General features: G+C 65.0%; 18 protein-coding genes. 7 read left to right on the top strand and 11 right to left on the bottom strand.

Annotated elements, in window-relative coordinates; translation table 11 throughout:
* Window positions 1-23: 23 nt before the first annotated feature.
* The 4 genes from ACIQTZ_RS09630 to ACIQTZ_RS09615 are packed head-to-tail and all read left to right on the top strand — an operon-like array spanning window position 24 to window position 3,111.
* The gene (locus ACIQTZ_RS09630) at window positions 24-434 is read left to right on the top strand and encodes a molybdopterin-binding protein (protein ID WP_400331035.1); all 411 of its coding nucleotides are present in this window, start codon (window positions 24-26) and stop codon (window positions 432-434) included.
* Entirely contained in the window at window positions 431-1,240 is an 810-nt protein-coding gene (gene modA, locus ACIQTZ_RS09625; RefSeq protein WP_400331032.1) for a molybdate ABC transporter substrate-binding protein, read from the top strand. The genes ACIQTZ_RS09630 and modA overlap by 4 nt, the downstream gene beginning before the upstream one ends.
* Window positions 1,241-1,249: 9 nt before the next feature.
* Window positions 1,250-2,071, top strand: coding sequence for an ABC transporter permease (locus tag ACIQTZ_RS09620; protein ID WP_400331029.1), 822 nt, complete (start codon window positions 1,250-1,252; stop codon window positions 2,069-2,071).
* Window positions 2,068-3,111 (top strand): sulfate/molybdate ABC transporter ATP-binding protein, encoded by a 1,044-nt coding sequence (locus tag ACIQTZ_RS09615; protein ID WP_400331026.1) that lies wholly within the window; start codon window positions 2,068-2,070, stop codon window positions 3,109-3,111. The genes ACIQTZ_RS09620 and ACIQTZ_RS09615 overlap by 4 nt, the downstream gene beginning before the upstream one ends.
* Window positions 3,112-3,118: 7 nt before the next feature.
* Here ACIQTZ_RS09615 and ACIQTZ_RS09610 read toward each other — a convergent pair whose 3' ends face one another.
* The 8 genes from ACIQTZ_RS09610 to ACIQTZ_RS09575 form a co-directional block, all read right to left on the bottom strand.
* Window positions 3,119-3,328 carry a molybdopterin-binding protein gene (locus ACIQTZ_RS09610; protein ID WP_400331022.1) on the bottom strand — a complete coding sequence of 70 codons (210 nt, stop codon included), beginning with the start codon at window positions 3,326-3,328 and terminating at the stop codon, window positions 3,119-3,121.
* A 62-nt stretch (window positions 3,329-3,390) separates the two neighbouring features.
* Complete coding sequence (locus ACIQTZ_RS09605; RefSeq protein ID WP_400331019.1) at window positions 3,391-4,068, bottom strand: response regulator; 678 nt, start codon at window positions 4,066-4,068, stop codon at window positions 3,391-3,393.
* A complete protein-coding gene (locus ACIQTZ_RS09600; RefSeq protein ID WP_400331016.1) occupies window positions 4,065-6,776 on the bottom strand; it encodes a DUF4118 domain-containing protein in 2,712 nt (903 codons plus the stop codon). The genes ACIQTZ_RS09605 and ACIQTZ_RS09600 overlap by 4 nt, the downstream gene beginning before the upstream one ends.
* 31 nt (window positions 6,777-6,807) lie before the next feature.
* Window positions 6,808-7,416: a potassium-transporting ATPase subunit C gene (locus tag ACIQTZ_RS09595; RefSeq protein ID WP_402979872.1), complete on the bottom strand. Its 609-nt coding sequence runs from the start codon at window positions 7,414-7,416 to the stop codon at window positions 6,808-6,810.
* Between the two features lie 9 nt (window positions 7,417-7,425).
* Window positions 7,426-9,552 (bottom strand): potassium-transporting ATPase subunit KdpB, encoded by a 2,127-nt coding sequence (gene kdpB, locus ACIQTZ_RS09590; RefSeq protein ID WP_402979869.1) that lies wholly within the window; start codon window positions 9,550-9,552, stop codon window positions 7,426-7,428.
* Complete coding sequence (gene kdpA / locus ACIQTZ_RS09585; protein ID WP_402979866.1) at window positions 9,549-11,216, bottom strand: potassium-transporting ATPase subunit KdpA; 1,668 nt, start codon at window positions 11,214-11,216, stop codon at window positions 9,549-9,551. Before kdpA ends, kdpB begins: the two co-directional genes overlap by 4 nt.
* Window positions 11,217-11,222: 6 nt before the next feature.
* Window positions 11,223-11,321, bottom strand: coding sequence for a potassium-transporting ATPase subunit F (locus ACIQTZ_RS09580; RefSeq protein ID WP_400331004.1), 99 nt, complete (start codon window positions 11,319-11,321; stop codon window positions 11,223-11,225).
* Between the two features lie 316 nt (window positions 11,322-11,637).
* On the bottom strand, window positions 11,638-13,086 hold the full coding sequence (locus ACIQTZ_RS09575) for a sugar porter family MFS transporter (protein ID WP_402944225.1): 1,449 nt from the start codon (window positions 13,084-13,086) through the stop codon (window positions 11,638-11,640).
* Window positions 13,087-13,225: 139 nt separating this feature from the next.
* Here ACIQTZ_RS09575 and ACIQTZ_RS09570 point away from each other — a divergent pair, with 139 nt between their 5' ends.
* Window positions 13,226-14,242: a LacI family DNA-binding transcriptional regulator gene (locus tag ACIQTZ_RS09570; protein WP_402979862.1), complete on the top strand. Its 1,017-nt coding sequence runs from the start codon at window positions 13,226-13,228 to the stop codon at window positions 14,240-14,242.
* Here the strand turns inward: ACIQTZ_RS09570 and ACIQTZ_RS09565 are convergent.
* Window positions 14,233-14,664, bottom strand: a complete 432-nt coding sequence (locus ACIQTZ_RS09565; RefSeq protein WP_400272103.1) for a LexA family protein — start codon at window positions 14,662-14,664, stop codon at window positions 14,233-14,235. The genes ACIQTZ_RS09570 and ACIQTZ_RS09565 overlap by 10 nt on opposite strands.
* Before the next feature lie 197 nt (window positions 14,665-14,861).
* Between ACIQTZ_RS09565 and ACIQTZ_RS09560 the strand changes: the two genes are divergently transcribed.
* Together ACIQTZ_RS09560 and ACIQTZ_RS09555 are read left to right on the top strand one after the other, a co-directional pair.
* Window positions 14,862-15,302 (top strand): hypothetical protein, encoded by a 441-nt coding sequence (locus ACIQTZ_RS09560; RefSeq protein WP_400330994.1) that lies wholly within the window; start codon window positions 14,862-14,864, stop codon window positions 15,300-15,302.
* Window positions 15,303-15,359: 57 nt separating this feature from the next.
* Entirely contained in the window at window positions 15,360-15,599 is a 240-nt protein-coding gene (locus tag ACIQTZ_RS09555; RefSeq protein ID WP_400330991.1) for a hypothetical protein, read from the top strand.
* Here the strand turns inward: ACIQTZ_RS09555 and ACIQTZ_RS09550 are convergent.
* Window positions 15,596-16,189, bottom strand: a complete 594-nt coding sequence (locus ACIQTZ_RS09550) for a dihydrofolate reductase family protein (RefSeq protein WP_400330988.1) — start codon at window positions 16,187-16,189, stop codon at window positions 15,596-15,598. The two genes, ACIQTZ_RS09555 and ACIQTZ_RS09550, sit on opposite strands and share 4 nt — an antisense overlap.
* Window positions 16,190-16,229: 40 nt before the next feature.
* Complete coding sequence (locus ACIQTZ_RS09545) at window positions 16,230-17,000, bottom strand: SDR family oxidoreductase (protein ID WP_402979857.1); 771 nt, start codon at window positions 16,998-17,000, stop codon at window positions 16,230-16,232.
* Window positions 17,001-17,052 lie beyond the last annotated feature (52 nt).

The following is a 17,052-nucleotide window of genomic DNA, read 5'->3' as shown; positions in this document are numbered from 1 at the left end:
ATATCAGGGAATATTCTGGTCTTATGGCCAAAATACGAGTCGCTGAAGCAGCGCGCTTCCTCGGTGTCAGTGACGACACTGTCCGGCGTTGGACCGAAAACGGGATCCTGACGCCAACCAAGGACGAGTCCGGCCGCCTCGCGGTGGACGGACTTGAGCTCGCAACCCTGGCCCGGGAACAGGCGCAGCTACCTGATGACCCCACCAAGATCGGCAGTTCTGCCCGCAACCGGTTCGTCGGACTGGTTACCGGCATCACGGCGGACAAGGTCATGGCGCAGGTAGAGCTTCAGTGCGGCCCCTTTCGGGTCGTGTCCCTCATGAGCAGCGAAGCCGTCCGTGAACTCGGACTGGAACTTGGTTCAGTGGCCACCGCCGTGGTCAAAGCCACCACAGTCATCATCGAAACACCCCAAGGAAAGAGCATCATATGAGGATCGCCCCCAAGACCATCACTACGCTGTTCGCCGCAGGCGCGCTCGTCGCAGGCCTTGCAGGCTGCGGCGGAGGAAACGCCACCCCGGCCGCATCCGGCACGGCCACCGCCACCGAAAGCGCCAAGCTCTCCGGAACCGTTACCGTGTTCGCCGCTGCGTCGCTGAAGTCCACGTTCACCAAGATCGCTTCGGACTTCGAGGCCGCCAACCCGGGCACCAAGGTCACGCTGAACTTCGCAGGTTCCTCGGACCTGGTCACCCAGATCACCCAGGGTGCCCCGGCCGACGTCTTCGCCTCGGCCGACACCAAGAACATGACCAAGCTCACCGATGCGAAGCTCGTCGACGGGACTGCGACCAACTTCGCCACGAACGTCCTGGAGATCGCCGTTCCGCCGTCGAACCCGGCCAACATCGCAGGGTTCGCCGACCTCGCCAAGTCCGGCGTCAAGGTAGTCGTCTGTGCCCCGCAGGTCCCCTGTGGCTCAGCGACTGAGACCATCGAAAAGGCCACGGGCACCACGCTGACCCCGGTCAGTGAAGAGTCCTCCGTCACCGATGTCCTGGGCAAGGTCACCTCGCAGGAGGCCGACGCCGGACTGGTCTACGTCACGGACGTCAAGACCGCTGGCGACAAGGTCAAGGGCATCCCCTTCCCCGAATCGGACAAGGCCGTGAACACCTACCCGATCGCAACGGTCGGGGCCAGCAAGAACAAGGACCTGGCCAAGGCCTTCATCGCGGCCGTAACCAGCGCAGAAGGCAAGAAGGTCCTCACCGACGCAGGCTTCGGCACCCCGTAGACTGCACGGATGCCATCACGCCGCAGGACCGGGTACACCGGCATCCCACCATGGATCTACGCCATCGCGGCAGCAGGCGGACTCTTCGTTCTGCTGCCGCTGGTGGCCATGGTGGCCAAGGTCAATTGGACCCAGTTCGTTCCCCTCATCACCTCGGAGTCGTCGCTGACCGCCTTGGGCCTGAGCCTGCGTACGTCCGCTGCCAGCACGCTCCTGTGCATCGTTCTCGGCGTTCCGCTGGCGCTGGTACTCGCCCGGGGAAGCTTTCCCGGGCAACGCCTGCTGCGGGCTTTTGTCTTGCTGCCGCTCGTCCTGCCGCCCGTGGTGGGAGGCATCGCCCTGCTCTACACCTTCGGCCGCCAAGGACTCCTCGGAAGGACCCTGGAAGTAGCGGGAATCCAGATAGCGTTCTCCACCACCGCGGTGGTCCTCGCCCAGACGTTCGTGGCGCTGCCGTTCCTGGTGGTCAGCCTCGAAGGCGCCCTGCGCACGGCGGGAACCAAATACGAGGCCGTCGCCGCCACTCTCGGTGCCCGTCCCACCACGGTGCTGCGGCGGGTGAGCATTCCGCTCGTCCTGCCAGGACTGGCCTCGGGCGCCGTGCTGTCCTTCGCCCGCTGCCTCGGCGAATTCGGCGCCACCCTGACATTCGCCGGCAGCCTGCAGGGAGTCACGCGCACTCTCCCCCTGGAGATCTACTTGCAACGCGAAACTGACGCCGATGCCGCGGTCGCACTCTCCCTCGTACTGGTAGCGGTGGCCGTCGCCGTCGTCGGGCTTTCCTACCGGCGCTACCGCACCCAACCCGTCACCGAGGCAGCTACGGCATGACCTTCACCCTGAACGTGGCCTTGAAGGCCCGCAACTTCGACGTTTCGCTGAACATCGGTCCGGCCGAAACGGTCGCCGTCCTGGGTCCCAACGGGGCGGGCAAATCCACGCTCCTGGGGATCACGGCCGGCTTGCTCCGGCCGGATACCGGCTACGCGGAGATCGGTGCAAGGACCCTGTTCGACATCGACGGCGGCACCTTCACGCCGCCGCACGCCCGCGGCACCGCCTTGCTCGCCCAGGAGTCGCTGCTCTTTCCGCACCTGACCGTCGTGGACAATGTTGCCTTCGGACCCCGCGCAGCCGGGGCGTCCCGCAAGGAAGCCCACCAGATTGCGCAGCATTGGCTGGGCGAGGTTGACGCCGTCGAATTCGCCGCCAGGCGTCCCGGCCAACTCTCCGGCGGCCAGGCCCAGCGTGTCGCCGTTGCCCGGGCATTGGCCACCAATCCGGAGCTGCTCCTCCTCGACGAACCCATGGCCGCGTTGGACATACACGCCGCTCCCCTGCTGCGGCGCCTGCTCAAGCGGGTGCTCGCAGACCGCAAGGCCATCATCATCACCCACGACATCCTTGACGCCCTCATGCTCGCCGACCGGGTGGTGGTACTCGAGGACGGCCATATCATCGAACAGGGCCCTACCCGCGAAATCCTCGAGCGTCCGCGCAGCCGGTTTGCCGCGGGACTGTCCGGCCTGAACTTGCTCACCGGCACCATCACCGAATCCGGCCTGGCTACGGATGACGGCCTGGAGATCGCCGGACAACGCGAAGACGCGGCCTTCCCCGGCAACCCCGGAGCCGCAGCCTTTCCGCCGTCGGCTGTCTCGATCTACGCAACGGCCGGGCACGGCAGCCCCCGGAACTCGTTCAAGGTCACCATCACGGACCTCGAACCCCACGGAGACCTGATCCGTGTCCGGGCAGGACACCTCGCCGCAGATGTCACACCGGCAGCGTCCGCGGAACTCGGCCTGGCACCTGGATCAGAGGCCTATTTTGTCATCAAGGCCACGGCGATCACGGTCTACGCGGCCTGACGGACACCTATTCGTCCACGGCGATCATCACATCGGATGCCTTAACCACGGCGTAGGCTTCGCCGCCCACCGCCAAGCCAAGCTCGTCCACTGCCTCGTTGGTGATCGATGCGGTGATCACCGAGCCTTCAATCTGGATGCGAACGTGGGCCGTGGTGGCTCCCTTGGTGATCTCCGTGATGGTGCCCTTGAGGCGGTTGCGGGCGCTGATTTTCATGGGAGTCCTCCTAGGTTGTCCGCGGCGTGAGTTCGTCCGGAGTGTTCAGTGTAGTCCCCCACTCACGGAACGAACCGGTACCCCATCCCTGGCTCCGTGATCAGGTGGCGGGGATTGCCGGGCTCAGCTTCAAGCTTGCGACGGAGCTGGGCCATGTACACGCGGAGGTAGTTCCCTTCCTTGGCATAGGACGGCCCCCACACCTCGTTGAGGAGTTGCTGCTGCGTGATCAGCTTGTCCGGGTTGCGGACCAGGATGTCCAGGATGTTCCACTCCGTAGGAGTCATCCTGATGTCTTGGCCTTCCCTGCTGACCCGCTTCTTGGCGAGGTCCACGGTGAACGATCCCGTTTCGACCACCGGAAACTCCGGACCGGCTTCGTTGCTGCGCCGAAGGATCGCCCGTAACCGGGCCAGCAGCTCATCGAGGCCAAACGGCTTGGTGATGTAGTCGTCCGCTCCGGCATCGAGGGCCTCCACCTTATCGTTGGAGCCGTGCCGCGCGGACAGCACCAGGATAGGGACGCTGCTCCACTGCCGCAGCCGTTCGATGACGGCGGTGCCGTCCATGTCCGGCAAGCCAAGGTCGAGGATCACGACGGCGACAGGCCGTTGGGCGGCAACGTGCAGGGCCGCTTCGCCGTCGGCAGCTGTGGCCACGGCATAGCCGTGGGCTTTGAGCGTGATGCCGAGGGCCCGCAGCAAATGGGGATCGTCATCCACCACCAGGATGTTGTTCACTGCAGCCCTTCCTTGGCTGGCAACGGCGGAGTGTGATGGCGGTGGAGCAGCACTGATCGTGCCTCCATGGGAGCCTGGCCGGTGGGATGGACAAACAACGAGCCGGTGGAGAGTGGCAGCCGGAGCACCATGGTCAAGCCACCGCCCGGGGTTTCCTCAGCAGTGAGTGTTCCAGCCATGGCTTCGATAAACCCCTTGGCTACGGCCAGGCCCAGGCCAACGCCGGTGGCCGCGGGTACATCATCCAGGCGCTGGAAGGGCTGGAACATCTGCAGGACGTTGGCCGCTGGAACACCCTGCCCGTGGTCGATGACGCGCAGCTCACCGGCAGGTCGCCCGTTCAGTGCCACGGTGCTCAGTCCGCCGGCCGCGCCCACCACCACGATGTCTGTGTTGGGCGCGTACTTGACGGCGTTTTCCACGATGTTGGCGATCACCCGTTCCAGCATGCCGGCGTCGGCTTCCACCTCCGGCATGTTGGCAGGAAGGTCCACCCGCACTGTACCCGCGGGAACTCCATGGAGGGATGCGGGTATTACCTCGGACCAGCGCACCGGCTTCAGCAGCGGGGTCACGGAGTCGGAGGTTATCCGGGACATGTCCAGCAGGTTTCCCACCAGGACGTCCAGGCGGTCCGAGCATTCATCGATGGTGGCCAGCAGGTCCTGTTCTTCATCCTTGGTGTACGTGACGCCAGGTTGGCGCAATCCACCAACGGCCAGCTTGATCCCGGCCAAGGGAGTGCGGAGGTCGTGGGAAACCGCCCGAAGGATGGACGTGCGCATGCTGTTGCTCTCGGCCAGGCGCACCACTTCCCGTCGGCTTGCTGCCAGTTGGCGACGTTCCAGCAAGGCCGCAAGATGTGCCCCGAAGGCCCCCAGGAGGCGCCTGTCGCTGGCAGGCAGGGCCCTTCCGGTGAGGACCAGGCGCGTGCCGGCGTCGATCTGTTCCACGGTCTCCACAGAATCCGGAGCGGGAGAAACCGCTGGCGAGCCCGAAAGAGAAGGCCCGGGGGAACCCGCAGGGGGTTGCCCTGACCCGGATTCCGCTGGCCCTGATTCTGCTGCCGCAGTGAGGCGCCACCGTTGTGTGTCGGCGCTTTCGCCGGTGGTATCAGGGTCTGCGGCCGCGGTATACAGTGCCGCCCGCCGAACCTGGAACACCGCCGTCGCTTGCTCCAACAGGCCTTGCACGGGGTCCTCCGCAACGGAGGCCCCGCGGGTCAGGTCGCCCAACGTCTCGGCCTCCGCGCGGGCGCGCGAGGCTTCCTTGGACCGACGCGCCGAGCGGTCCACCACTACGGCCACGGCCGTGGAAACACCGGCAAAGACCAGCAGGGCCAGCAGGTTTTGGGGATCGCTGATGGTCAGGGTTCCCAAGGGAGGGACGGAGAAGTAGTTCAGCAGCAGGCTGCTCCACAGCGCACCGAGCAGGGCTGGCCAGAGCCCGCCAACCAACGCCACCACTACGGAACCGGTGAGCTGGATCAGTGCGGCGGTGGCGATGTTGTGGGTGGGGCTGGCCGCCAACAGCACCTGCACCAGCACGGGCAGCACCACGGCCAGCACAAATCCGATGCCAACCCGCATCCGGCCCAGATCACCTTGGCGAGGGCGTTCCCGGCCGCGGCCCCCGAGGGGATGCGAAACCATGTGGACATCGATATCGCCCGACTCACGGACCACTTTGTTGCCTACTCCGCCAAACAAGCGCCCCGGCAACGACTTCCGTCGCGAAACCCCCACCACGATCTGCGTGGCATTGACGCTGCGGGCAAAGTCCAGCAAGGCCGTGGCCGGGTCCTCCCCCGTCACAGTGTGATAGCTGCCGCCCAGGTCCTTGACCAGGGTGCGTTGTGTCCGCAGGTCCTTGGGCGACTCCGTGGCCAAGCCGTCCGAGGCCCGGACGTGGACGGCCAGGAGGTCCCCGCCATTGACCCGCTTGAGGATGCGGGCTGCCCGCCGGATCAAGACCTCACCCTCGGGTCCCCCCGTGAGCCCCACCACGATCCGTTCCCTGGCCGGCCAGCTTGCCTCAATGCGGTTCTCGGCCCGGTAGCGTGCCAGGCCTTCGTCCACCCTGTCCGCCAGCCACAACAGTGCCAACTCGCGCAATGCCGTGAGGTTGCCCAGGCGGAAGTAGTTGGACAGGGCGGCATCGATCTTGTCCGCCGCATAGATCCGTCCGTCGCCGAGCCGCTGGCGGAGAAGCTCCGGCGAAATGTCCACCAGATGGATCTGGGAGGCCTTCCGGACCACGTCATCAGGCACGGTTTCGGCCTGCTTCACCTCGGTGATGGCAGTGACCACGTCGCCCAGGGATGCCAGGTGCTGGACATTGACGGTGGACAGGACATCGATGCCTGCGTCGAGCAGTTGCTCGACGTCCTGCCAGCGCTTCGGGTTCCGGCTGCCGGGCACGTTCGAATGGGCATATTCATCCACGACGGCGGTGTGCGGCCTGCGTGCCAGGACGGCGTCGACGTCGAGCTCCTCGAAGGAGGTTCCCCGGTAATCCATGGCCTTCGACGGAAGGACCTCCAGCCCATCCAGCAGGGCGCGTGTCTCCATCCGACCGTGGTCCATGGCGAAAGCCACGGCCACGTCCTCGCCCCGGCCTTTCAGGCGGTGGGCTTCCTCGAGCATGGCGTAGGTCTTCCCGACGCCCGGGGCGGCCCCCAGGAAAATGCGCAGCGTACCCCTTGCCATGACGTCATTCTTTCACTCGGTGAACCATTGGTTACTTGCTTCCGGCCGCGGCCACGCCGAGGTTCAACGCGGCGACGTTGACGCTTGGCTGGCCCAGGAAGGCCACCACGCCGGAACTCGTGCGCGCCTCCACCATGGACCGTACAGAGCCCTCGGGCAGCCCGTGGGCCCGGGCCACCCTCGGGACCTGCAGCATGGCATAGTCCACGGAGATCTCCGGATCAAGGCCCGATCCCGACGCCGTCACGGCATCGGCCGGGACCTGGGAGGGTGCCACGTCCTCGCCCGCAGCCACGGCGTTCCGGTTGGCCGTCACCGCGTCCTGCAGCTCTTGCTCGTTGGGACCCAGGTTGCTCGCGGACGATGTGGCCGCATCCCAGCCGACCGCCGACGGCCGTGCATGGAACCACCCAGGGTCCTGCACGCCGTCCGCGGTGGCGGCCACCTGCGCCAGCAGCGCCGAGGCAGCCGGCCGCCCTTCGGCGTCGTGAATAACCGAACCATTTGCTTGGAACGGTGCCGTCAGTTGGCCCGCGCCGAACACGGCGAGTGGGTAGGCGACACCGAGCACAACGGTGGCCAGCACCAGGAAGCGCAGGGCTGTTGCTGCTTGCCGGACGTAACCAGTGAGCGTCTTCATGGGGGCCTCCTAAGCCATGCCGGGGATGAGGGCGATGAGCATGTCAATGAGTTTGATGCCGATGAACGGCGCCACCAGGCCTCCCAGTCCATAGACCAAGAGGTTCCTGCCCAGTGCCTGGCTCGCCGAAACCGCACGGTACTTCACGCCACGCAGCGCCAACGGCACGAGGGCCACGATGATCAGCGCGTTGAAGATGACTGCGGAAAGAATGGCCGAGGCAGGCGTGGCCAGTCCCATGATGTTGAGCAGGCCCAGTCCCGGGAACGCCGCCGTGAAGAGGGCCGGGACAATCGCGAAGTACTTGGCAACATCGTTGGCCACGGAGAATGTAGTGAGGGCTCCGCGGGTGATCAGCAATTGTTTGCCGATGCCCACGATGTTGATGAGCTTGGTGGGATCCGAGTCCAGGTCCACCATGTTCGCCGCTTCCTTGGCGGCGGGTGTGCCGGAGTTCATGGCGACCCCTACGTCGGCAGCGGCGAGCGCCGGGGCATCGTTGGTTCCGTCGCCGGTCATGGCCACAAGCCGGCCCTGTTCCTGTTCGCGGCGGATGACCTCGAGTTTGTCCTCGGGGGTGGCTTCGGCCACGAAATCGTCCACGCCTGCTTCGGCGGCAATGGCTGCTGCGGTCACGGGGTTGTCGCCGGTGATCATGACCGTGCGGATGCCCATCTTCCGCAGTTCAGCGAAGCGTGCTGTCATGCCCGGCTTGACCACATCCGCAAGGTGGACGGTTCCCAGGACCCGGGCTCCGCCGTCGTGGTTCTTCTCGGCGACCAGCAGCGGGGTCCCGCCGCTGGCTGAGATCCGGCGTACGGCCTCATCAACGTCAGCGGGCACGGCGCCGCCGGCCTCAGTCACAAAGGCAGCAACCGCGGCGGAAGCACCTTTCCGGAGCATCCGTCCGCCTGTATCCAAGCCGCTCATGCGGGTGCTGGCGCTGAACTGCACCACCTCGAGCGCGCTGTCCGCAGCCTGGAGTTCTTCCAGCCCCGGGCCGTTGCTTCCGCACCCATCAGCCAGTTCCACAATGGACCGACCCTCAGGCGTTTCATCCGCGAGGCTGGACAGCCGGGCGGCTTCGACCAGGTCCTGCCGGCCAACGTTCGACGCCGGGCGGAACTCCACGGCGCGACGGTTGCCGAACGTGATGGTCCCCGTCTTATCGAGCAGCAGGGCGGTGATGTCACCAGCCGTCTCGACCGCGCGTCCCGAGGTTGCCAGCACGTTGTGCTGGACGAGCCGGTCCATGCCGGCAATCCCGATGGCCGGCACCAACGCACCAATCGTGGTGGGGATGAGGCACACCAGCAACGCTGTGAGCACAATGGGCGACGGCGTGGAACCGGCGAGCGAGGCGAACGGGGCAAGGCTCATGGTCACGATGAGGAAAACCACGGTCAGGGAGACCAGGAGAACGTGGAGGGCCACCTCGTTGGGCGTCTTCTGCCGCACGGCACCCTCCACGAGTTTGATCATGCGGTCAATGAAGGTTTCGCCGGGTTCGGCCGAGATCCGGACCACGATCCGGTCGGAGAGGACCCGCGTTCCGCCGGTCACCGAGGACCGGTCGCCGCCGGACTCCCGGATCACCGGAGCGGACTCACCTGTAATGGTGGATTCGTCCACGCTCGCCAGGCCTTCGATGATCTCTCCGTCCGAAGGGATGACATCGCCGGCCTCGCACACCACCGTGTCGTTGAGCCGGAGTTCGGTTCCTGGAACTTCCCTGATGGTGCCGTCCGCTGAACGGACCTTGGCCATGACGCCCTCCCGGCTGGCGCGCAGGCTGTCCGCCTGGGCCTTTCCGCGTCCTTCGGCGATGGCCTCGGACAACGTGCCGAACAGAACGGTCAGCCACAACCACAGCGTGATGGCGATGCTGAAGACCGCGGGCCGCGCCACGCAGATCAGTGTGCAGAGGGCCGCCCCCACCCACACCGTGAACATGACCGGTGAATGCAGCATCTGGCGCGGGGCCAGTTTCCGGAAGGCTACGGGCAGGGCCTCGCGTACTGCCGTGAGCGTGAGCCTGGCGGGCGCTTTGGTGTGGTGTTTGTGTTCGCCGGGCGTTCCCAGCGGGTTGCCGTCGGCAAGTGTAGCCGTGGCGGCTTCCGTCAATGACTTGGTCATGCGACGAGTCCTTCTGCGAGGGGGCCCAGGGCCAGGGCCGGGAAGTAGCTGAGCGCGGTGAGGATGACGGTGACTGCCATCAGGAGGGACCCGAACAGCAGACCGTGCGTTGGTACGGTTCCCGACGACGCGGGCACGTGGTGTTGCCTTGCCAAGGAACCGGCGAGCGCCAGGACCAGGGCGATGGGCAGGAAGCGTCCGAACAGTATGGCCAGGCCCAGCATGGTGGACAGGTAGGGTCCGGAACTCGTGATGCCGCCGAACGCGGAGCCGTTGTTATTGGCACCAGAGGTGAAGGCGTACAGGACTTCGCTGAACTGGTGCGGGCCGGAGGCCGGGGCGTTGGCCATGATTCCGGGCAGGAGGACGGTGATGGCTGCGAAGACCAGGACCAGCGTGGGCGTGACCAAAATATAGAGGGCCGCCAGCTTCATTTCGCGTGGGCCGATCTTCTTGCCCAGGAACTCTGGTGTCCGGCCCACCATCAGTCCGGCGATGAACACGGCGATGATGGCCAGCATGAGCATGCCGTACAGTCCTGAGCCGGTGCCGCCGGGAGCCACCTCGCCGAGCATCATGTTGACCATGGCCACACCTCCGGCCAAGGGTGGCAGCGAGTCGTGTGCGGCGTTGACTGCGCCCGTGGAGGTCAAGGTGGTGGAGGCGGCGAACAAAGCGCTCGACGCCGGTCCAAGACGCTGTTCGAAACCCTCGCCCAGGCCGCCGGCAGCCGCCGTCGCGGTACCTTGTCCGGCAGCAACCGCAGCGCCCATGAGCAGCGTGGAACCCAGCCACAGGGCGCCCATGACGCCCGCAACGGTGAATCCCTGGCGTTGGTCACCCACCATCCGCCCATAGGTGTACGGCAGGGCAGACGGAATGAGCAGGATCAGGAACACCTGGAACAGGCTGGTGAAGGCGTTCGGGTTTTCGAAGGGGTGGGCGGAGTTGGCGTTGAAATAGCCGCCACCGTTGGTCCCCAGGACCTTGATGGCCTCTTGTGAGGCTATGGGACCACCGGGGATGGTTTGGCTGACACCCATGGCCGCGTTGGTGACATCAGCGGACCAGAAGTTCTGCACCACGCCGCCAAGCACCAGCACCACCGCACCGATGGTGGCCAAAGGCAGGAGGAGCCGGAACGTGGTCCGGGCAAGGTCTACCCAGAAGTTGCCGAGTTTGTCCGTGCGGGTTCGGGTGATGCCCCGGATGAGGGCGGCAACCACAACGATGCCCACGGCCGCGGAGAGGAAGTTTTGTACCGCCAGGAGGCACATCTGGACGAATATCCCCACGGTGGACTCGGGGACGTAGGTTTGCCAGTTGGTGTTCGTCACGAAGGAGATCGCGGTGTTCATGGCCACCCACGGATCCACGGGAGTTGAGGGCCCCGTTCCCGGGATGATGCCTTGGAGCCGCTGCAGCAGGAAGACCGCCAGGATGGACACCGCGGAGAACACCAGGACGCTGCGCAAGTACACAGACCATCCTTGTTCGGCGGTGCGGTCCACTCCGGCCAGGCGATAGAACATGTTCTCTGCGCGCGAGGATGTGGTCCCGGCGAGCACCCGTTCGATGTAGATGCCAAGGGGCTTATGCAGCAGGACCAGGACCACCAACAGCACGGCAACCTGGGTCAGGAAGGAGAGGGTATTGAAGACCACCCCGGATCACCACTTTTCCGGATTGACCAAGACAGCTACCAGGTACCCGAGGAGCACCAGTCCGGCCACGAGCAGGCCGATCCAGATCACAGCGTCGATAGTCACCGCCCACTCACCGGCCCGTCCTTGTCGATCATCCGGCCCAATAAATGGGCAACCCACATCACGGTTCCCATGGACACCATGAGAATCCCCACAACAGCCAGGTCGGCCACTGGAACGTCCTTTCATCAGGTCCCGTTTGCGGGACAGATGAAAGTCAACTCCTCAAAAACCGGCCACTTGCCGTTCCTTACGGTTCCTTAACGCGGCAGGCGCAGATCTTGACGCGTTCTTAACGCCCAGCACCCAACTGGGTCGCAGTTAAGCGCGTTCTGACGGTTCAAAACGCGCTTAACTGCGACCCAGTTGGGTGGGGTGGCTACTTCTTGTGGACCAGGTAGATGGCGCCGGTGGTGACGTCTTCTTCGAGGGCTTCGAGGGTGCGGCCGCGGGTTTCCGGGACCTGCGTGTAGATGAAGATCAACGCCAGGATTCCCACCACGCCGAACAGGAAGAACGTTCCGGTGATGCCGACGCCGGCCACGAGCGTGGGGAAGAACAGGCCAAGGAGGGCGTTGGCGATCCAGAGGCAGAACACCGAGAGGCCAATGGCGAAGCCGCGGACATGGAGCGGGAAGATCTCGGACAGCATCACCCATACGGCGATGTTGAGGAAGGTCTGCATGGAGCCCACGAACGCCACCACCAGGAACAGGATCACGAACGGACGGGCAGCATTGCCAACCGGCAGGACGATCGACGCGATACCAATGAGGAAGTGGCAGATGGTGGTCAGGGTGAAGCCGAGGAGCAGCGTGGTGCGGCGGTTGACGCGCTGCATCAACGTCAGGGCGATGACACCACCCACGACGGCGATCACACCGGGCGCGATGTTTGCGATCAGGGCGGCGCTGGAATCGAAACCGGCTTCCACCAGGACGGACTGGCCGTAGTACATGATCGAGTTGATGCCGGTCAGCTGCTGGGCAACGCCCAGCCCGATGCCCACCAGGATAATGCGGAGGATCCATTTGTCCTTGAGGGCCGCCCAGGACGTTGCCTTGGAGGCTTTCTCTTCGTCCGCGAGGTGCTTGACGTCGGCCATCTCGGCTTCGGCGCGTTCCTCGGAGCGGATGGTCTTCAGGACAGCCAACGCCTCGCGGGTGCGGCCCTTGGAGATGAGCCAACGCGGCGATTCGGGCATCCTGAGCATGCCGAAGAACAAGGCGATGGCGGGCAGGGCTGCCACGGCGAGCATGATGCGCCACACTCCGCCGAATTCACCCCAGATGTTGCCGATGATGGCGTTGACCACGAACGCGGCGAGCTGGCCGATGACGATCATGAGTTCGTTGCGCCCGGCCAGGGATCCACGGATTTCGTAGGGCGCAAGCTCCGCCAGGAAGACCGGCACAACGGTTGAGGCGCCACCCACGGCCAGGCCCAGGATGATCCGGCCCAGCACCATGACTTCGAAACTTGGCGCGAAGACGCAGGCAATGGTTCCGACGAAGAACAGCGTTGCCAGGAGGATGATGGTCTTCCGCCGCCCCCACCCGTCGGAAAGCCTTCCTCCGGCCACAGCGCCGGCTGCGGCGCCGAACAGCAGGGAACTGGTGACGATTCCTTCCGTCAGGGGCGTCAGGGCGAGATCGACCGTCATTGGCCGGAGTGCCCCGTTGATCACACCCGTGTCGTAACCAAAGAGGAGGCCGCCGAACGTGGCGACCAGAGCTACCAGGCCCAACCGCTTGCGGTGCGGGCCGTTGGTCAACGGGGGCAGGGCCGCGTTATGGGCACTCTCCCGTTGAGTTTGCGTAGCAGACATCAGGACTCCTTTGTCAGTGTGTTGCGGGTCATACTCTCCCGCTCTGACACAAGACTAACGCGCGAAAGACTTAAATGTAAGGTCAAACTAACAAATGACCTTAATTGTTCGGTTTTGTCTTCATGGCAGGATGATCCCCATGGCATCCGAGAACCAGCAGCGCCGGGCTGCGACGCAGAGTGACGTTGCACGTGAAGTCGGCGTGTCTCGCACCCTCGTCTCCTTCGCCTTCCGCGGAGCGCCCGGGGTCAGCGGCGAAACCAAGGAAGCGATCTTCGAAGCCGCGAGGCGTCTTGGTTACCGGCCCAATGCCGTAGCCGCCGATCTGGCACGCAAGCACCGTTCCGCCGTCGGGCTTTACCTCATGGACATCCGCAACGAGATCTACGCCGATATCCTCAGCGGAGTCCGGACAGCCTTGGCACAGCAACACAACAGGTTGATCCTGAGCGTTTCGCGATCTGCCGACGGCGAGGACCGCGGGGCGCTGGAGTCGCTGATCGAGGCCCGGGTGGGAATCATCATCGCCGCGACCCTCCTGGACCCGGACCATGACGTCCACGAGATGGCGCGAAGCGTATCGCTGGTGAGTGTGACGCGACCGGTGGAGGGCGTGGACAGCGTCTATTCGGACGATGCGTACGGCGCCCGCGTGGCCACCGAGCACCTCCTGGGACTTGGGCACACGCGGATCACCCACCTGGCAGGACTTGCCTACGACGGCCATCTGGTGCGTCGACGCGCTTATGAGCAAACCATGAGGGACGCCGGCCTGGTCCCGCAGACGGTATGCGCGGACGACTTCACCCAGGACTCCGGAGAACGCGCCGCGGCCCGGATCCTGGACCAAGCAGACCGGCCGACGGCTCTTTTTTGCCACAACGACCAACTGGCCCTCGGCGCACGGGAAGCCGCCTACGCCAGGGGTATCTCCATTCCCGGGGACCTCTCGCTGATCGGCTACGACAACTCCCGCACCGCGCGGCTGCACGGAATCGACCTCACCTCGGTGGACCTGCACGCGGTACAGCTCGGGGAGGCAGCCGGGGAGGTTGCCCTGGAGCGCCTCGCCAACCCGGACGGACCTCCCGCGGACCGGAAGTTCATGCCGCAACTGGTGCTCCGGCGCTCAACAGCCCGGCCTCCTCAAATGTGATGCAGGCACGTGGTGGCCACGCCCCAAATGGTCAATTCCGACAACGCTCCCACCCGGATGTCCGGAAACTTCGGGTTATCAGCCTGGAGCACCACCCCGGACTTCGTGACGCGCAGCCTCTTGATGGTCAACTCGCCATCAAGGACAGCGACGACGACGGAGCCGTCCTTGGGTTCCAGCGCGCGGTTGACGATCAACTCGTCGCCATCGCTGATTCCCGCACCCTCCATGGATTGGCCGGTCACGCGCACCACGAAGGTGCTGGTGACGTCCTTGATGAGGTGCTCATTGAGGTCTATCCGGCCGTCGAAGTAGTCCTGCGCGGGCGACGGAAACCCAGCTGCCACCGGGACCGGAGCCAACAGGACCGACAAAAGAGAGAAGCCCGCATCTAGCACACGGGGGCCGACTATCACGCCCACAACACACCTTTATTCGAATATATGTTCGATAACTGAGTGTACATCGGGTGGCAGACATTGTGGCCTTCGGGCGGGCTCGCCGGGGTCGGGGCAACGCTGCCTGGGCGCTGGGAAGCTTGCGGCGGATTCGCCGTTCTCCCGCGAGTTGGCGTGCGGGACTGGCCAGCGCATCCCTCCCCATAAATTACGCTAATGAAGTGATTATTTGGAGAGGTTGGGGAATCCTGGTGATTCTGGTGTTTGCAGTATGTGGCGGTTTGGCCGGCAGCCTTTCGCACGGCAACTTGATTGCCGTAGGGGTGGGGTTTGCTGCCGGAGCGGCGGGGATCTGGTATCTGGGCAAATGGTTCAACCAGACCATGCCCAAGGAGGCCTATGAGAAGGCCGTTAATCTGCGTGCCCAGGAGCTCAACCGGATGGTAGAGGTGGGAGCGTATCAATTCCCCGGCCTGGCCGCACCGCGGTCCATCGAAGAGGCGCATGCCCAAGCAGAAGAACAGTGGAAGTACGAAGCCGAGACTGCGCGACGGGGATTCTTCAACCGGCACAGCCTGTTCTTCCTCCCCATGCAGTACTGGGCCTTCGTGGCAGCCTTCGCTGCCGTGGCCACCATCATCAGCGGCCTGGCTCGAGGCTGACTTCCTTCCCAGTACAAGGGATCGACCACGCAGCCCCGGCGTGGGAGACTCCCGACCATGACTACTCCCCCGAAGGCCATTGAGCACTGGTGGCCGAAGCTAACGGCCGCTACACAGGATTGGCTCATCAACAACAACGGTGACGCCGTTCGCCCGGACATCGTCGCTGAGATCGCAGCAGCGGGTGGTCCGGGCGCCGCGGATCCTTGGTGGGCAGCTGGGCAAACAGAGGGATCCTGCTTTCCCGACGAGGCCGTTGACTGGATCGAGGAAGCAGCCAACCAGGAAAAGCCCTAGCCCACTTTGTAGCGAAGGTGCGAAACCAGCCGGGTCCCCCGCACGTCCAAGGGCTCAAGCTTCAGCTCGCCCACGCCGTCCAGCAGGCGCTCGCCGCCGCCAAGGATGACCGGAGCGACGTGGAGCCGAAGCTCGTCAATGAGGCCCGCCGCCAGGAACTGCCGGGCCGTCGACGCTCCACCGGCAATCGCCACGTTCTTCCCGCCCGCAGCCTCGCGGGCACGGGCCAGCACCGATTCGATGGGGTCGTTCACGAAGTGGAAGGTCGTGCCGCCCTCCATGACCAAGGGCTCGTGGGCGTGGGAGGTCAGCACGAAGACCGGAGCATGGTACGGCGGCTCCTCACCCCACCAGCCACGCCAATCGGCCGGCCATACCCCTTCGCCAGGACCGGCGAACATGTTCCTGCCCATGATGTACGCGCCGGCTTCGAGGATCCCGGCCACTTCCGCAGCATTGGTATCGCGCTCCTGGAACTGCCAGCGGTGCAACGTCTCGCCACCGGCACCCAAGGGTTGCTCCATGGACTGGTCGGGACCGGCTACAAAGCCGTCAAGGGACACGGTGAGGTCACAGGTAACTTGGCTCATGCGCCCATCCTGCCACCGGATCAACGGAATGGTCACGGATTCAGGCCACGTTGAAGCCACCGTTGCTGTGCAGGATCTGGCCGTTGACCCATGAGCCGGCGTCGGAGAACAGGAACCGCACCAGGTTGGCCGTGTCGGCGGGTGTGCCCAGGCGTCCGGCAGGAGTCGCCCCGACCGCCCAGCCGCGAACGGCGTCGTCCATCCAGCCGGTATCGATCGGTCCCGGGTTGATCACGTTGGCGCGCACTCCCCTGTCCGCCAGTTCCACGGCGGCCGCCGTCACGATCCGGTCCAGGGCGCCTTTGCTGGCGCCGTAGGGCAGGTTGTTGACGGTGTGGTCGCTGGTCAACGCCACAATCCGCGCACCCGCAACACCGTCGGACACCGTGGGCAGTTGCTCGGCGAGCGCCTTGATGAGCAGCCACGTCGCGCGGGCGTTCACGGCAAAGTGACGGTCCCAGCTGTCCACGGACGTACTGAGGATACTGCTGTCCACCGACTCGCAGTGGGACATCACCAGGCCGGTCACCGGACCCAATTCCTGCCCTGCGGCAACCAGCGCCGCGGGAACAGCGGGATCGCTGAGGTCGCCCGGGACGAGTTCGACGGCGGCACCCAGTTCGCGGCATTCGGCGGCAATGGCGGCGGCATCGTCGGGTGACGCCTCGAGGCCGAGCCGGTCGTCGTAGGGCTTCCAGTGGTTGAGGACGAGGTTCCAGCCATCGCGGGCAAGGCCCGTGGCCAGCGCGGCGCCGATGGAACGACGCCTCCCTGCTCCCGTGAGCACAGCTACCTGAGAAGGATGATTCATGCCTCGACCCTATGCCGTGCCGGTCCCGCGTCCTACGCTGAACCTGTCCATA

The sequence above is a fragment of the Paenarthrobacter sp. NPDC090520 genome, assembly GCF_044769205.1.
Classification (GTDB): domain Bacteria; phylum Actinomycetota; class Actinomycetes; order Actinomycetales; family Micrococcaceae; genus Arthrobacter.
Note: the sequence above shows the minus strand (reverse complement) of the source record. Positions and strands in the feature narration are given on the sequence as shown.

Coding starts and splice junctions, on each gene's coding strand:
- ACIQTZ_RS09630 (WP_400331035.1), top strand. CDS start 24: ATGGCCAAAATACGAGTCGCTGAAGCAGCGCGCTTCCTCGGTGTCAGT.
- modA (WP_400331032.1), top strand. CDS start 431: ATGAGGATCGCCCCCAAGACCATCACTACGCTGTTCGCCGCAGGCGCG.
- ACIQTZ_RS09620 (WP_400331029.1), top strand. CDS start 1,250: ATGCCATCACGCCGCAGGACCGGGTACACCGGCATCCCACCATGGATC.
- ACIQTZ_RS09615 (WP_400331026.1), top strand. CDS start 2,068: ATGACCTTCACCCTGAACGTGGCCTTGAAGGCCCGCAACTTCGACGTT.
- ACIQTZ_RS09610 (WP_400331022.1), bottom strand. CDS start 3,328: ATGAAAATCAGCGCCCGCAACCGCCTCAAGGGCACCATCACGGAGATC.
- ACIQTZ_RS09600 (WP_400331016.1), bottom strand. CDS start 6,776: ATGGCAAGGGGTACGCTGCGCATTTTCCTGGGGGCCGCCCCGGGCGTC.
- ACIQTZ_RS09595 (WP_402979872.1), bottom strand. CDS start 7,416: ATGAAGACGCTCACTGGTTACGTCCGGCAAGCAGCAACAGCCCTGCGC.
- kdpB (WP_402979869.1), bottom strand. CDS start 9,552: ATGACCAAGTCATTGACGGAAGCCGCCACGGCTACACTTGCCGACGGC.
- ACIQTZ_RS09575 (WP_402944225.1), bottom strand. CDS start 13,086: ATGTCTGCTACGCAAACTCAACGGGAGAGTGCCCATAACGCGGCCCTG.
- ACIQTZ_RS09570 (WP_402979862.1), top strand. CDS start 13,226: ATGGCATCCGAGAACCAGCAGCGCCGGGCTGCGACGCAGAGTGACGTT.
- ACIQTZ_RS09555 (WP_400330991.1), top strand. CDS start 15,360: ATGACTACTCCCCCGAAGGCCATTGAGCACTGGTGGCCGAAGCTAACG.
- ACIQTZ_RS09550 (WP_400330988.1), bottom strand. CDS start 16,189: ATGAGCCAAGTTACCTGTGACCTCACCGTGTCCCTTGACGGCTTTGTA.
- ACIQTZ_RS09545 (WP_402979857.1), bottom strand. CDS start 17,000: ATGAATCATCCTTCTCAGGTAGCTGTGCTCACGGGAGCAGGGAGGCGT.